Origin of the sequence: Lentzea sp. HUAS12, from assembly GCF_024125735.1 — a bacterium.
GTDB lineage: Bacteria > Actinomycetota > Actinomycetes > Mycobacteriales > Pseudonocardiaceae > Lentzea > Lentzea albida.
This window is the reverse complement of sequence record NZ_CP099738.1, coordinates 5,955,421-5,969,402: the sequence shown is the minus strand read 5'-3', so window position 1 is coordinate 5,969,402 and position 13,982 is coordinate 5,955,421. Positions and strand designations below refer to the sequence as shown.

Annotated in this window: 14 protein-coding genes; 7 read left to right on the top strand and 7 right to left on the bottom strand. The window is 71.2% G+C overall.

Translation table 11 applies throughout. The features are described from left to right. The first annotated feature begins 74 nt into the window (after nt 1–74). Nucleotides 75–3,434, top strand: a complete 3,360-nt coding sequence (locus ND450_RS27130; RefSeq protein ID WP_253321421.1) for an ATP-dependent DNA helicase — start codon at nt 75–77, stop codon at nt 3,432–3,434. A 400-nt stretch (nt 3,435–3,834) separates the two neighbouring features. On the opposite strand, the gene ND450_RS27125 is transcribed toward ND450_RS27130, so the two are convergent. The 3 genes from ND450_RS27125 to ND450_RS27115 all read right to left on the bottom strand — a co-directional run bounded on the left by ND450_RS27125 (nt 3,835) and on the right by ND450_RS27115 (nt 5,135). Further along, nucleotides 3,835–4,380, bottom strand: a complete 546-nt coding sequence (locus ND450_RS27125; protein ID WP_253321420.1) for a hypothetical protein — start codon at nt 4,378–4,380, stop codon at nt 3,835–3,837. A 63-nt stretch (nt 4,381–4,443) separates the two neighbouring features. Further along, entirely contained in the window at nt 4,444–4,836 is a 393-nt protein-coding gene (locus ND450_RS27120) for a hypothetical protein (protein WP_253321419.1), read from the bottom strand. Nucleotides 4,837–4,883: 47 nt separating this feature from the next. Next, on the bottom strand, nt 4,884–5,135 hold the full coding sequence (locus ND450_RS27115) for a hypothetical protein (protein ID WP_253321418.1): 252 nt from the start codon (nt 5,133–5,135) through the stop codon (nt 4,884–4,886). A gap of 81 nt (nt 5,136–5,216) precedes the next feature. Here ND450_RS27115 and ND450_RS27110 point away from each other — a divergent pair, with 81 nt between their 5' ends. The 3 genes from ND450_RS27110 (at nt 5,217) to ND450_RS27100 (ending at nt 8,243) form a co-directional block, all read left to right on the top strand. After that, nucleotides 5,217–6,578: a M20/M25/M40 family metallo-hydrolase gene (locus ND450_RS27110; protein ID WP_253321417.1), complete on the top strand. Its 1,362-nt coding sequence runs from the start codon at nt 5,217–5,219 to the stop codon at nt 6,576–6,578. Beyond that, complete coding sequence (locus ND450_RS27105; RefSeq protein WP_089909971.1) at nt 6,578–7,621, top strand: TrkA family potassium uptake protein; 1,044 nt, start codon at nt 6,578–6,580, stop codon at nt 7,619–7,621. The genes ND450_RS27110 and ND450_RS27105 overlap by 1 nt, the downstream gene beginning before the upstream one ends. A 61-nt stretch (nt 7,622–7,682) precedes the next feature. Then, on the top strand, nt 7,683–8,243 hold the full coding sequence (locus ND450_RS27100) for a hypothetical protein (protein WP_253321416.1): 561 nt from the start codon (nt 7,683–7,685) through the stop codon (nt 8,241–8,243). Here ND450_RS27100 and ND450_RS27095 read toward each other — a convergent pair. Next, on the bottom strand, nt 8,227–8,667 hold the full coding sequence (locus ND450_RS27095; protein WP_143091447.1) for a hypothetical protein: 441 nt from the start codon (nt 8,665–8,667) through the stop codon (nt 8,227–8,229). The two genes, ND450_RS27100 and ND450_RS27095, sit on opposite strands and share 17 nt — an antisense overlap. Nucleotides 8,668–8,711: 44 nt before the next feature. After that, nucleotides 8,712–9,287 (bottom strand): hypothetical protein, encoded by a 576-nt coding sequence (locus tag ND450_RS27090; protein WP_253321415.1) that lies wholly within the window; start codon nt 9,285–9,287, stop codon nt 8,712–8,714. Between the two features lie 80 nt (nt 9,288–9,367). Here ND450_RS27090 and ND450_RS27085 point away from each other — a divergent pair, with 80 nt between their 5' ends. Genes ND450_RS27085 through ND450_RS27075 form a run of 3 tightly spaced genes read left to right on the top strand, consistent with a single transcriptional unit; the run spans nt 9,368 to nt 11,796 of the window. After that, nucleotides 9,368–10,036, top strand: coding sequence for a response regulator transcription factor (locus tag ND450_RS27085; protein WP_089909982.1), 669 nt, complete (start codon nt 9,368–9,370; stop codon nt 10,034–10,036). Further along, entirely contained in the window at nt 10,033–11,310 is a 1,278-nt protein-coding gene (locus tag ND450_RS27080) for a HAMP domain-containing sensor histidine kinase (RefSeq protein WP_253321414.1), read from the top strand. The genes ND450_RS27085 and ND450_RS27080 overlap by 4 nt, the downstream gene beginning before the upstream one ends. 24 nt (nt 11,311–11,334) lie before the next feature. After that, nucleotides 11,335–11,796, top strand: a complete 462-nt coding sequence (locus ND450_RS27075) for a hypothetical protein (protein WP_253321413.1) — start codon at nt 11,335–11,337, stop codon at nt 11,794–11,796. Here the strand turns inward: ND450_RS27075 and ND450_RS27070 are convergent. Both ND450_RS27070 and ND450_RS27065 read right to left on the bottom strand, forming a co-directional pair. Further along, nucleotides 11,793–12,686, bottom strand: a complete 894-nt coding sequence (locus ND450_RS27070; RefSeq protein WP_253321412.1) for a neutral zinc metallopeptidase — start codon at nt 12,684–12,686, stop codon at nt 11,793–11,795. The two genes, ND450_RS27075 and ND450_RS27070, sit on opposite strands and share 4 nt — an antisense overlap. Nucleotides 12,687–12,698: 12 nt before the next feature. Then, nucleotides 12,699–13,919, bottom strand: a complete 1,221-nt coding sequence (locus ND450_RS27065; RefSeq protein WP_253321411.1) for a neutral zinc metallopeptidase — start codon at nt 13,917–13,919, stop codon at nt 12,699–12,701. Between the last annotated feature and the right edge of the window lie 63 nt (nt 13,920–13,982).

Genomic DNA, 13,982 nt, shown 5'->3' with positions numbered 1-13,982 from the left:
CGCGTTGGAACTGTCGGCGAACACACCGTCCCGGGTGGTGCGGGCGCCGATGTACCGGGTAGGAAGATGTACTGGTGACCGTCAGCCCGTTTGAGATCGCTGAGGCGCTCGGGCTGAACAAGCCGACCCCCGAGCAGGCCGAGGTGATCGCCGCACCCGCGCAACCCGCGCTGGTCGTGGCGGGCGCCGGCGCGGGCAAGACCGAGACCATGGCCGCGCGCGTCGTCTGGCTGGTCGCGAACGGGCTCGTGCAGCCCGACCGCGTGCTCGGCCTGACGTTCACGCGCAAGGCCGCGCGCCAGCTCGCGGACCGCGTGCGGGCCCGGCTGCGCAGGCTGGCGGGATCGTCCCTGCTGGACGAGCTCGACCCGTCCGGCGAGCGCAAGATGTCCGTGCTCACCGGCGAGCCCGTGGTGCTGACCTACCACGCCTACGCGGGGCGCCTGGTGACGGAGCACGGGCTCCGGTTGCCGGTGGAACCCGGCGTGCGGCTGCTGACCGAGACGGCGTCCTGGCAGCTCGCCCACCGGGTCGTGTCGACGTGGGCCCGTGACCTCGACACCGACAAGGTGCCGGCGACGATCACCGGATACCTGCTGTCGCTGGCCGGTGAGCTGGGCGAGCACCTCGTGACGCCCGAGGCGTTGGAAGCGCACGCCCTCGAGTTCTGCGCGCTGGTCGAGAACGCGCCGCGCGCACCCCGCCAGCGGGACGCGTTGCCGGAGAAGCTCCGCGAGATCGTTGCGGCACAACGGTTGCGCGTTGCGCTGCTGCCGTTGCTGGACGCGTACCAGCAGCGCAAGCGCAAGGAGGCGGCGCTGGACTTCGCGGACCAGATGTCGCTGGCCGCACAGCTCGCCGCCTTCGACGAGGTGTCCTCGGGTGAACGCGAGCGGTACGGCGCGGTGCTGCTCGACGAGTACCAGGACACCGGGCACGCGCAACGCGTGCTGCTGAGGTCGTTGTTCGGCGACGGCGCGCCGATGCCGGTGACGTCCGTGGGCGACCCGGCGCAGGCCATCTACGGCTGGCGCGGCGCGTCGGCCGCGAACCTTCCGCGCTTCGTCGACGACTTCCCGCCCGCCCGCAAGTACGGGCTGCTGACCAGCTTCCGCAACCCGCCGGAGGTCCTGGAGCTCGCGAACGCGGTGTCGCTGCCGTTGCGCGAGGCCGGCCTCGACGTCGAGGAGCTGCGGGCCCGCCCCGGTGCCGGCGCCGGTGACGTCCGCCTGGCGCTGCACGCCGACATCCGCGCCGAGCTCGACTGGATGGCGGACAACGTTGCGGCGCAATGGGAAGCGCACCTCGACGCCGAAGGAGTCCCGCCGACGGCAGCGGTGCTGGTGCGCCGCCGTTCGGACATGGCCGCCATCGCCGCCGCCCTGCGCGAACGAGGCCTGCCGGTCGAGGTCGTCGGCCTCGGCGGCCTGCTCGACGAACCCGAGGTGCGCGACCTAGTGTCGGCGTTGAGGGTCCTGGTCGACCCGCTCGCGGGCACGGCCGCCGCCCGCCTGCTCACCGGCTCGCGCTGGCGCCTGGCGGCGGTGGACCTCGCCGCCCTGTGGTCCAGGGCGCGCGAACTGGCGGGTGTCGCACCGCGACAGTCCGTTGTGGACGATCCACTCATGGTGCTGGCGGACGCCCTGCCCGGCGAACACGCCGAACAGGCGGGCCTCGCCGACGCGCTCGACGACCCCGGAGACCCCGACGCGTACTCGGCCGACGGCTACCGGCGCATCCGCAGGCTCGGCGGCGAGCTCGCGGCGTTGCGGCGCAGGCTCGACCAGCCGCTGCCCGAACTGGTCGCCGACGTGGAACGCACCCTCCTGCTGGACATCGAGTCGATGTCCCGCCCCGGCATGGTCGGCCGCGCACACCTCGACGCCTTCTCCGACGTGGTCATGGACTTCGCCGCCGCCTCCCCGTCCGCGACGCTCCCGTCGTTGCTCGACTACCTCTACACCGCCGAGCACGCCGAGGACGGCCTGGAACCGGGCGAGGTCGAGGTCTCCGAGGACCGCGTGCAGATCCTGACCGTCCACTCCGCGAAGGGCCTGGAGTGGCGGATCGTCGCACTCCCGCACCTCGTCCGCGACGTGTTCCCGGGCCGCAAGAAGTCCTCCTGCTGGCTCAAGAACGTGACCGACCTCCCCGCCTCCCTGCGAGGAGACTCGGCAGACCTGCCGACGTTGAAACTGACCGCCGGCTACAACCGCAAGGAGGTCGACGAGGCCCTGACCGTCCACGCGGAGGAGTTCGAGGAGCGCCGCCTCGTCGAGGAACGCCGCCTCTTCTACGTAGGAGTCACGCGAGCCGAACACAGCCTCCTGATGTCCGGCCACTGGTGGGCCGAGGCAGGCGACAAGCCGAAGGGCCCGTCGGTCTTCCTGCAGGAGATGCACGAGGTCCTGCAACGCGACAACGCCCCGGGCGACATCTCGGTCTGGGCCCCGGAACCCGACGCCGACACCCCGAACCCGCTGGCCGAGGACGTGAAGTCGTCGATCTGGCCCTCCGACCCCCTGGGCAAGCGCCGCGACGCCGTCGTGGAAGGCGCCAAGATGGTCCTGACCGCCCTCGACGAGCTGCGCAACGCCCCACCCGAGCCGCTGGCGCTGATCTTCGACGAGCCAGAACCAGAACTGGTGGACGAGGACTACCCACCCCCCACCGAAGAGCCGCCGGACGACGACTTCCCGCCCGAACCGGAACCACTCCCGGACGACGTCGTCCCGGACGACCCGGAAATGCCGCCGGACGAGGACCCGGAAGGCTGGGCCCGCGACGTCGACGTGCTCCTGGCAGAACGCGCCGCCTCCCAGACCCGCCGGGAACAGGTGGAACTCCCGGGCCACCTCTCCGTCTCACAACTGGTGGAACTGGCCAAGGACCCGGACCTCCTGGCCCGCCGCCTGCGCCGCCCACTCCCGTTCCCCCCGAACCCGCTGGCCCGCAGGGGCACCGCCTTCCACACGTGGCTGGAGAACCGCTTCGGCGCCACCCGCCTCCTGGACATAGACGAGCTCCCCGGAGCAGGCGACGCGGACGCGGCCCCGGACGCGGACCTGGAACGCCTGAAGCAGGCGTTCCTCGCCAGCGCCTGGGCAGACCGCACACCACACGACGTGGAGGTGCCGTTCGAGGCGGAGTTCGACGGAATCTCGGTCCGAGGCCGGATGGACGCCGTCTACCGCGACCCGGACGGCTGGACCGTCGTGGACTGGAAAACCGGCGCCGTCCCGGACGCCGACGCCCTACCCGCGCTCTCGGTGCAGCTGGCGGCCTACCGCCTGGCGTGGGCGGCCCTGGTCGGCGCGCCGCTGGAGCAGGTGCGGGCAGCGTTCCACTACGTGCGGCACGACCACACGGTGCGGCCGGCGGACCTGCTGGAGGAGCAGGGCCTCAAGGACCTGATCCGGTCCGTCGAGTCGTGATCTTCGGGTTGTGCCGCCTGGCCATGATCGCGAGTTGTCCACAGGCCTTGGCTTTCTGAACTGCGGTTATCGTCTGGGCGGTAACCTGTGGACAGCCGGGAACCTAAGTCGCGGTTCGCTCGTTGCGTGGCAAGGAAGCGCGCGGGGGCAGCAGCAGGCCAGGTTGTGGAGGCCCGCCGACCCGCCACCGACGCGAGGTCGAGCTCCGAATGCGGGACCCAGCTGGATGCGAGACCCCGCAGCCCGTGACCGCAGGGCTGGGACGTGAGATCCGCTGCGATGCAGGACCACCTGTGGCGTGAGGCCTGCGGCGGCGCTAGGCCGAGCGGCGACGCGAGGCACCTTTGCGCCGCGAGACCCAGCTGCGACTCGAGACACCTGTTGCGACGTGAGACCCAGCTCAGCCCTGCGAGCCCGGGCTGCTGCCGGCCGGCGCGTGCGAGACCTTCAGCACCCGCTCGTAGAGCACCTCGAGCAGCCACCGCCCGAACAGGGACGGCCCGAATTCCGGCGAGCGGTCCTCCGGCGGCACCATGAGGTCGGCCGAGGTGTCGTCGCCCACCACGACGCCGATGCCGTAGTAGTCGAGCTCGATGAACGACCACGCCTGGGACTCGTCGGTGCGGGGGAGCATGACCGCGCACGGGGCGAGGGTCAGGAGGGTGCCGCACGACTGGAGGGCCCGGTCCGTTGTGGACTCGCTCACGAGGACGCCGACCAGTTCCACCGCGGCGACCGGGAGGCGGTCGTGTGCGGCCGGCTCGAACCAGGAGCGGAACCACGACGGGTCGGCTCTCGGGGGCCAGCCGTTCTGGGTTCGCCACTCGTGCACGTCGGACCGCAAACGCACCACCGCGGACACCTGCTGGCCCAGGACGGCGACGTCGGGAACGACGACTCCGTCCCAGCCGAGCGCTGTCGCGGCGCGCTGGAGAAGCGTTTGCACAGGGCGCATCCTAAGGTTCCTCGCGCGGGAAATGACAGCGTTTGCGGGATACTTGGTTAAGGATTACCCAGGGTGGTCGTTGGTCGCTTTCGCGACTTTCCACGCCCATGCGACAAGTGGGATCTGCAGCGGCAGGCGGCCGTAGGCGATGGCGCGGGCTTTGGGGGATTTGTCCCGGAAATCCAGAGCCATTTTCACGTTCGCTGGAAAGACGGCCGCGAACAGCGCTACGGCGGCGAGGCCGCCCAGGCGGCGCGTCTTGGGAGTGGCCACTGCGGCTGCCACGGCGAGTTCGGCCACGCCTGACGCGTACGTCCACTGCCTCGGGGTGCCGGGGAGTGCGCGGGGGACGATCGCGTCGTAGTACTTCGGCCTGGCGAAGTGGGTGGCGCCCGCGAGGCCGAGCAGTGCGGCCAGTGCCAGCGCCGACCGCGTTCGGGAACGGGTTGGTTCCATGGAGTCACCCTGTCATGCCTACGCCGCGTAGGCGAGGCGGGGCTGGCCTATTCTCCACGGGCGTGGCAGGTGATTCTCGTCATTCCGAACGTCCTGAGCGGTCCGTTCACGCCGAACGCACCGGATTCGGTGAGGGGACCGTTCACGCCGAACGGACCGCTCACGCCGAGCGCGGCGAGCATGGTGAGCACGACGCGGGGGCTGTTGCAGCTGAGCGTGCTGAGGGAGCGGTCGGCGCCGGGGGCGGTGACGGGTCGGCCGACGCCGGGGGTGGTGAGTGGACGGCTCACGTCGAACATGCCGAACAGCCCACCCGCGAACGTGCCGAACAGCCCACCAACCCCGAACGCACCGCCGTAACCGCCCTGAGCGACTCCTTCGTGCCCGCCCTCTGCGACTGGCTCAGGATCCCGAGCATCGGCGTCGACCCGGCCCACCACCCCGACGTGCGCAGATCCGCCGACTGGCTGGCGGCCCAGCTCAGGAAGGACGGCTGGCCCGAGGTCGAGGTCTGGGACGAGGGCCCCGCGCTCCCGGCGGTCTTCGCGTGCTGGCCGGCGGAGGACCCGGACGCGCCGACGGTGCTCGTCTACGGGCACCACGACGTGCAGCCGGTCGATCCCGTCGAGAAGTGGGAGCACCCGCCGTTCGAGCCGCGGGTCGTTGGCGAGGAGATCCGGGGCCGGGGCGCCAGCGACGACAAGGGGCAGGTCGCGATGCACCTGCTCGCGGTCAAGGCCCATCTCGCGGCCACGAAGCAGAGCGCGCCGAGCGTCACGCTCAAGTTGTTCGTCGAAGGGGAAGAGGAATCGGGGTCGCCGCACTTCCGGAAGACGCTCGAAGATCGCGGAGAGCGACTCGAATGCGATCTTGTCGTGTTCACCGACACGGCATTGCACGAACGTGACGCGCCCACGGTCAACACCGGGCAACGGGGTGTTCTCGGTGCCGAGATCGTGTTCGAAGGCGGCACCGAGGACGTTCATTCCGGACGTGCGGGCGGTGCCATTCCCAATCCCGCCACGGCCCTCGTGAAACTGATCGCCGCGCTGCACGACGACGACGGCAGGATCCAGCTCCCGCACTTCTACGACGACGTCCGCGAGCCGTCCGCGAAGGAGCGCGAGGACTACGGGTCGCTGCCGTTCGACGAGCAGGACTGGCTCAAGCGCAACGGGGGTGGCGCGCAGAAGACGCACGGCGAGCCCGGCTACACGACGTACGAACGGTTGTGGGTGCGGCCCACCGCCGAGGTCAACGGGATCAGCGGCGGCTACACCGGCCCCGGGTTCAAGACGATCATTCCCGCCGGCGCCACGGCGAAGATCAGCTTCCGGCTCGTGCCCGACCAGCACCCCGGCAGGACCACGGCGCAGCTCCGGAGGTTCGTCGAGGACCACACGCCGGACGGCATCACCGCCACCGTCACCATCCGGGGTGAGGGGGTGCCGCCGTACGCGATCAGTCCGGACGACCCCGCCAACGCCACCGTCAAGAAGGCACTGGAGATGGCGTTCGACCGGCCCGTCCGGTTCGCGCGGGCCGGTGGGTCCGGGCCCGCGGCGGTGCTCCAGCAGAAGCTCGGGGTGCCCCTCGTCTACCTCGGCGCGACGTTGCCGGATGATCGCGTCCACGCGCCGAACGAGCGCGTAGTGGTGCCGTTGCTCCTCAAAGGCGCGGAGGCGGCCGCTCACCTGTGGCGGATGCTCGCCGAAGCGGAGATCGCGAAGAGGGTGCCCTGATGAGCCTGACCGACGAAGCGTCGCACTCCCTCGTCGGCGTGATCAGGATGCCGGACAAGGTCGAGAGCCCTGTCCGCGCGATCCTGAAACGCGTCATCGGCGCCATGGCGGCGCTGATGCTCGCGGTGTTGATCGTTTACCTGGATCGCGACGGCTATCGCGACGTCAACGAGGACGGCGTCAGTCTTCTCGACGCGTTCTACTACGCGACGGTGTCTCTCTCGACGACGGGCTACGGCGACATCACGCCCGCGTCGTCGTCGGCGCGGCTGGTCAACGTCCTGGTCATCACGCCGTTGCGGGTCCTGTTCCTGATCGTGCTGGTCGGCACGACACTCGAAGTTCTCACCGAGCGCTCCCGTCAGGCGTTGCGCATTCAAAAGTGGAGGCGGGTCGTGAGGGACCACGTCGTGGTCGTGGGGTACGGCACCAAGGGGCGGTCGGCTGTCGCCGCGCTGCTCGGTGACGGTGTCGAGCCCGGCTCGATCGTCGTCGTCGACACCGTGCAGGAGTCGCTCGACGCGGCCACCGCCAAGGGGCTCGTGGTCGTGCACGGGTCCGGTACGCGCAACGACGTGCTGAGGGTCGCCGGTGCGGCCCGTGCGCGCGCGATCGTCGTTGCGCCCAACCGGGACGACACGGCGGTGCTGGTGACGTTGACGGCCCGCGAACTCGCCCCCAAGGCGCAGATCGTGGCGTCCGTGCGGGAACGCGAGAACGAGCACCTGCTGCGCCAGTCCGGTGCCGACTCGGTGGTCGTGTCGTCGGAGACGGCGGGACGGCTGCTCGGCATGGCCACGGCCACGCCGTCCGTGGTGGCCATGGTCGAGGACCTGCTCACGCCCGACCAGGGTCTCGCGATCTCCGAACGGGACGTCGAACCGTCCGAGATCGGTGGCTCGCCGCGGCACCTGCCCGACATAGTGCTCGGCGTGGTGCGGGGCGGGACGCTCTACCGGGTGGACGCCCCGGAGGCCGACGCGATCGAGCCCGGCGACCGGCTGCTCTACGTCAAGAAGGTGACTCCGCCCGGCGAGGAGTGACTTTCACCCGTGCGGCCTGTCCAATGGCGGGTCGTACGGGGAACGCACTCCGGGGGGATGCATGAGTTTTCCTGATGTCCTGATGGCGGCCGGCCTCGTCCTGCTGGTCGGGGTGGTGCTGGTGGCGATCACGAAAACCGGCGAGGAGAGCGCGAGTCTCCGCGCCGCCAAGGAGGCCACCGGCGCGGTCGACCGCTACGCGAAGACGGCCGGCTGGACGCACGTTCCCAAGGAGGAGCACGTCCCGGCCGGGCTGCTGAAGGGCCTGCCGAACGTCGGGCGGAGCGTGGCGGTGGCGGGAACTCACGAGGGACGGGCGGTCAAGGTCGCCGTTCTCAGCTCGTACGCCCCCAACCAGGCGGCCGGGGCGCAGAACGGCACGACCACCTTCGCGCTCGTGGTGGTGTTCGACGCGCCGGAACTCCCCGCGGACGCGGCGGTGGACCCCGGGTCGCGGGTCGTGTCCGCGCTCAAGCCCTACCAGGTGCCCGTCCTGGAGATCACCGACGGGCTCGCCTGCTTCACCTTCACCGACCTGGCCGTCGCCGGCGAGCTCGACCACGTGATCGGTCTGACGCACGACGTCGTCAAGGCGCTCGGGAGCGTCAGGAACGCGGAGTAGGCAGCACGGCCGGCGCGCGCAGAGGCGCGTAGCGGAACAGGAACGCGTAGAAGCCGCCCGCCAGCGCCGCCATGCACAGCAGCAGCGCGGTGAGGCGGCGCCCGACCGGGAGTCCGGCCGGGACGGACGCGGCGGACGACACCACCTCGCCGCCGGTGTTGACGATCTCGACGCTCTCGCCCTTGGTGTGGCCGCAGCCGTCGAGCTTCGCCTGCTTCTTCTGGCCGTCGGCGTCCCACTCGACCGTGTCCATGCCGGAGCCGCACGACCCGCTCTCGACGACTGTCGCCATCACGGGTCTAGGGGGTTCCTCGGCGCCCAACATCCTGGCGGGCACCAGAAGCGCGACCGCGACCCCGATCCCCACCAGTCCTACGACCAGCAGGATGAACACCCATCTGTCCGGGCTTCGCGGAACCGCCACACTGCGATGTTCGCAGACGCGGCGGCCCGCGTGGAGCCCAGGTTTTACTTCGGCAGCTGACGCAGCTTCTCGACCTTGATGGTCTTGCCGTCGGACACGGTGCCGGTCACCGCGACGAGGTCGCCGTTCTTCGGCTTCTCGCTCACGGCGGACAGGTCGAGCGGCGTCTGCAGGCCGTCGACCTGCACCAACGTCGCGTTGTTGCCGTTGACGTCCTTGACGGTGCCGCGCTCCTGCGCCTTCGCCAGCGCCACGTTGAGCGCCTTGCCGTCCTTCACGCGCACGGTCACGCGCTGGTCGGCCTTGAGGCCCGCGAGGTCGCCGCCGCGCAGCTTCGTCGAGCCGTCCGTGCTCAACGACACCTCGCCGCCGTCGTCCTTGGTGATCGTGAGCTTGCCGGACTCGACCGACTTGACCCGGCCGACGACGAGCGTGCTGTCCTTGAGCTTCTCCTTGCCGGGGCCGCCCTTGCCGTGACCACCGGGACCTCCGGGGTGGCGTTCCGCGAACGCCGCGGGCGGGCCGTCGGGGCCCTCGGCCGCCGTCGCGACCGCGATGCCGCCGACGGTGAGCCCGACGGCCGCGACGATGGCGCCGGCCCACGCTGATTTCTTCGACATGCGGACCAGCGTGCGCGCCCATTCTGAGCGCGAGCTGAAGGCGAGTCGCCCGAAGTCCCGATGATCAGCAGAATGGACACGTGTCCGCCAGGGTGTTGGTGATCGAGGACGCCGAGGCGATCGGCGCCGCGGTGTCGTCCGCGTTGCGCGAGTCCGGGTACGAGGTGCAGCACCGCCTGGACGGGCGCCAGCTGGAGACCGACCTCGGCCGCTTCCGCCCCGACCTCGTCGTGCTCGACGTGATGCTGCCCGGCCGCGACGGCTTCCAGCTCCTCGAGGTCATCCGGCGCTCGTCCGGCGCCGGGGTCGTCATGCTCACCGCGCGCGACGGCGTCCCCGACCGGCTGCGCGGCCTCGCCGGCGGCGCCGACGACTACGTGGGCAAGCCGTTCGTGCTGGCCGAGCTCGTGGCACGGGTGTCGGCGGTGCTGCGCCGCCTCGGCCGCACGCCGTCGACGGTGCAGGTCGGTGACCTGGTCGTGGACGCCGACGCGGGTGTCGTCATGCGTGCCGACCGGCCGATCGAACTGACGGCGACCGAGCTGCGCCTGCTGGTGTACCTGGCCGCGCAACGCGGGCGCGTAGTGTCGAAGACGCAGATCCTCACGGCCGTGTGGGGCTACGAGGACTACGACCCCAACCTGGTCGAGGTCCACGTCAGCGCCGTTCGCCGCAAGCTCGAGGAACACGGCACCCGGCTCGTGCACACCGTGCGCGGCCTTGGGTACGTGCTGCGGGCCGAAGAATGAACCTCCGCACGGTCTCGTTGCGGCGGCGGGTCGCGGTGTCCGTGCTGCTCGTGCTGTTCCTCGTGCTCGTGGCGCTGGTCATCTCGGTCGACCGGACGTTCGCCGGGCAGTCCTCGAAGGACGTCGACGGCGTGCTCGTCAGCTCCGGCAACCGCGCCGTGGAGATGTTGAAGAACGGCAGGCGCCCCGCCGAGGTCGTCGGCGCGCTGAGCAAGCGGAACATCCACGTCACCATCGACCTACCGAACGGCACGAAGGTCGGCAGCGTGCCGGACGGCGGCGAGCTCGAGAGCAGGGTCCGCAACTTCGGCCGCAACAAGATCACCGTCTACGCCGACACCGAGGTGATCTCGCAGGCGCAGCACCGGTTGCGCAAGCTGCTGCTCATCCTCGGACTCGGGGCGATCGCCGTCACCGGCGTGCTGATCGTCGTGGTCGTGCGGCGCGCGTTGGCGCCGTTGGACGCCATGACGTCGTTGGCGCAGGCCATCGCGGCCGGGCACAGAGGCGGGCGGCTCAACCCGTCGCGGACCGACACCGAACTCGGGCGCACCGCGGCCGCGTTCGACGGCATGCTCGACTCCCTGGAGGGCTCCGAGCAACGCACCCGGCGGTTCGTCGCCGACGCCGCCCACGAACTGAGGACGCCCATCACCGGCGTGCAGGCCGTCGCCGAGGCCCTCGTGCAGGCGCCCGTCGACTCACCCGACCGCGACCAGATGTCGTTCCTGCTGGTCCGGGAGGCGCGGCGGGCCGGGCGACTCGTCGACGACCTGCTCGCGCTGGCCCAGCTCGACGCCGGGTACGAGATGCAGCGCGAGTCGGTCGACCTGCTCGCGCTCGCGGAGGCCGAGGTGGCGCGGACCCGGTTCGTGGCGCCCGACTTCGACATCGCGGCCGAGGGCGTCCCGGTCGCGGTCGTCGGTGACGGGCAACGGCTCGCGCAGGTGCTCGCGAACCTCGTCGACAACGCCCGGCAGGCCACCGGCCCGTCCGGGACCGTGCGCATCCGGGTCGACCTCACCGGGTTCACCGTCTCCGACAACGGGCCGGGCGTCCCCGAGGCCGAACGGGAACGGATCTTCGACCGGCTGGTGCGGCTCGACGACGCCCGCGACCGGCGTTCCGGCGGCTCCGGGCTGGGCCTCGCCATCGCCCGCGGCGTGGTCCGCGCGCACGGCGGCGACCTGACCTGCGAGCGGTCCGCGGAAGGCGCCGTGTTCCGCGTCGTGCTGCCCGCCATCAATCCGGTCGCCCAGCCGGGCCTCGTCTGATTCCATGACCGCGTAAACGTCGTCGTGCAGTGGGTTCGTACCGAGTGGACCAAGCAGTCCCGGGGTGAGCCCGAGGCGACCCGGCGCAACGCCGTGCCGGAGGCGTTCCCGCTGCCGCACCTGAGGCCCGCGGTGCACGAGGTGCGCCTGCTGGAGTGGCACGACTTCGCCCCGGACTGGGCCCCGGAGCGCGCCGAGCCCGACCGGATGACCCTGAGCCTGCGCGAGGACGACGGGGTCCTCGCCGTGCAGCTCCAGGACACCATGATCGCCACCCCACGCCGGCAGCACCGCCCGTCGCCCGTGCGGCTCGCCCGCGGCGAGTGGCTGCGCTGGCAGATCAACCACCGGTGGGCGCGCCCGCGCGACGGCGGCTGGAACTACCTGCTGGTCACGCTGAACCTCGCCTACGGGCCCGTCGGCGACGCGAAGCTGTTCCTCGGCACGCCCACGCGGTACGTGGACGAGCGGGCCCGGCTCCGTTAACCGACGGAGGGCGCCGGAGCGGCGAACGTGTTGCAGGCGTCCGTCGAATTGGCCTTGAAGCCCGCGGACGCCCACTGCGCCTGGTTCCTGGCGGACCCGTGCGCGTTGTCCTCCGGCTTCTCCTCGACGGCGAACTGGAAGTCCTCCTGGGCCTGGCGCGCCAGGTTCGCCGTCACGGAACCGCGGCCGGACGCCGAGTTCAGGAACATGCCCGCGAAGCAGTTCGCCTGCAGCTCGATCCGGCGCGACATCTCAAGGCCCGCGGCGCTCTTCTCGCCCGCGTCGGTGATCTTCAGATCCGCCGCCCGCAGCAGGCCCGTCAGCGCCTGGACGTGGTGGCCGTACTCGTGCGACAGCGTGGCCAGGTGCGTCGCCGGGGCCTCACCGCCGCCGTTGTCGCGCAGACGGGACGTGGGCATGTAGATCGTGCGGTTGCGGCCGCAGTAGTAGGCCACCGCGTGGTCCGACTGCGGCGCGGCGCCGCACGGGCCGTCCTTCAACGTCGGCGAGGAGTCCAGGACGGGCTTGTCGAACGGCAGGTTCGCGCCGGTCAGCACCGGGCCCCAGGCCGCGTCCAGGCACTCGACGCCCGCCGCGTAGTAGGCGGCGAGCTGCCCGTCCGAGACACCGAACGGCGGCAGCGAGCAGGTGACCGGCGCCAGCGCGACCGGCTTCACCAGGAGCGGGTGGTCGGCCAGCCGGTACACCGCGCGCGGCCGGATCGCCGTCGACGGCTCGGTCGACGGGGCCGTGGCCTGGCGGGAGTCCGCCAGCGCGTGGCCCGTGACCACTCTGGGACGGCCCAGTTGACCGATCCCGAGGACGAACGCGACCACCAGCACGAAGACCCCCGCGAGCAGGACAGGGTTGTTCTGGGCCGGTCGGGTCACGCTCTCCCCTTCCTAGGAGACGGAACCTGGGTCGGCGGCCCAGGTGTTGCACTCGGACGCCTTGTTCGACTTGTAGCCGCGGTCTACCCAGGTCGCGTTGTTCTGCGGTGTGCCGTGGTCCTTCGTCGGATAGATGTCGTAGTCGCCGCGGTTGCCCGCGTCGGTCAGGGCCACCCTGATCACGTCGATCGGGATGGCGCCGTGCGACAACGGGGCCAGCGACATGCCTCCGAAGCAGGTCGCCTGCAGCTCCATCCGGCGGTTCAGGTCGAGGCCCTTCGGAGTATCCCATCCGCCCGCGTCGTACTGCGCGCGGTCCGACGCTTTGAGCATCCCGGTGAGCCACTGGACGTGGTGGCCGTACTCGTGGGCGAGCTGGCCCAGGTACTTGCCGGGGTGGTTCGGGTTGTTCGGGTTGCGCTCGGCGGCGTACGCGTTCGCCGTCCAGTAGATGCCGCCCTGGCAGTACCGCGCCGTCTGGTCCGCGCGGACCGTGCCGCACGGGTACTGCGTGGTCTCGGTGATGACGTGCAGCTCAACGGGCTGGTACGGCAGGTTCGCGGCCTGCAGCGCCGGCTTCCACATGTTCTCGATGCACGGCAGGGCCGCGCGCAGGAAGCGGTCCTGGCCCGCCGGCGAGTAGTCCATCGCCGGGAGACCGCAGCCGGAGATCGTGTTCGCGCCGAAGCCCGGCTTGAGGAACGGGTGGTCCGCCAGCGCGTAGACGGCCTTCGGGCCGGCCGGGGTCGCCGGGGCGGACGGGGTGCGCGAGGCCGAGGTGGGCGGTGCGGTGGTCGTCGCCGCGGCCTCCTCGGTCGTGCTCGGGAGGGTGAACGTCGGGCTGTACGTCGTGTAGTTCGAGTAGCCCGTGTCCTTCACCTTGCTGTTCAGCGTCGCCGCGAAGAGGCCGACCGCGCCGAGGCCGAGGATCACGACACCGCCCAGGACGAGGGCGACGATCGCGCCGTTGTTCCTGCGCCGCGGCGGCGGTCCCCCCGGATACGGCCCGTAACCGGGAGGAGGGCCCCACGCCGGCTGCGGCGGGGGCATGACCTGGCCGGGAGGCGGCGGGCCGTAGTAGCCCGGTGGCGGGCCCTGCGGCTGGACGTAGGGCGGCGGTGGGCCCTGGGGCGGACGCTGCCCGAGCGGTGCGGGCATCGGCGGCGGGCCCACCGGGCGCGGTGGTGGCCAGGTGCCCGGCGGTGGTTGCGTCATCGCCTGAGGTCCCCCCATTGGTCATCCTGGGTCGGGTACGAGCATAGGCGGACCGGGATCGCCCGTCCCCCGACCGGGCTA

Excerpts from the sequence above, each read along its gene's own strand:
- ND450_RS27120 (WP_253321419.1), bottom strand. The coding sequence starts at position 4,836 with ATGGAACCAACCCGTTCCCGAACGCGGTCGGCGCTGGCACTGGCCGCA.
- ND450_RS27115 (WP_253321418.1), bottom strand. The coding sequence starts at position 5,135 with ATGTTCGACGTGAGCCGTCCACTCACCACCCCCGGCGTCGGCCGACCC.
- ND450_RS27105 (WP_089909971.1), top strand. The coding sequence starts at position 6,578 with ATGAGCCTGACCGACGAAGCGTCGCACTCCCTCGTCGGCGTGATCAGG.
- ND450_RS27100 (WP_253321416.1), top strand. The coding sequence starts at position 7,683 with ATGAGTTTTCCTGATGTCCTGATGGCGGCCGGCCTCGTCCTGCTGGTC.
- ND450_RS27090 (WP_253321415.1), bottom strand. The coding sequence starts at position 9,287 with ATGTCGAAGAAATCAGCGTGGGCCGGCGCCATCGTCGCGGCCGTCGGG.
- ND450_RS27080 (WP_253321414.1), top strand. The coding sequence starts at position 10,033 with ATGAACCTCCGCACGGTCTCGTTGCGGCGGCGGGTCGCGGTGTCCGTG.
- ND450_RS27065 (WP_253321411.1), bottom strand. The coding sequence starts at position 13,919 with ATGGGGGGACCTCAGGCGATGACGCAACCACCGCCGGGCACCTGGCCA.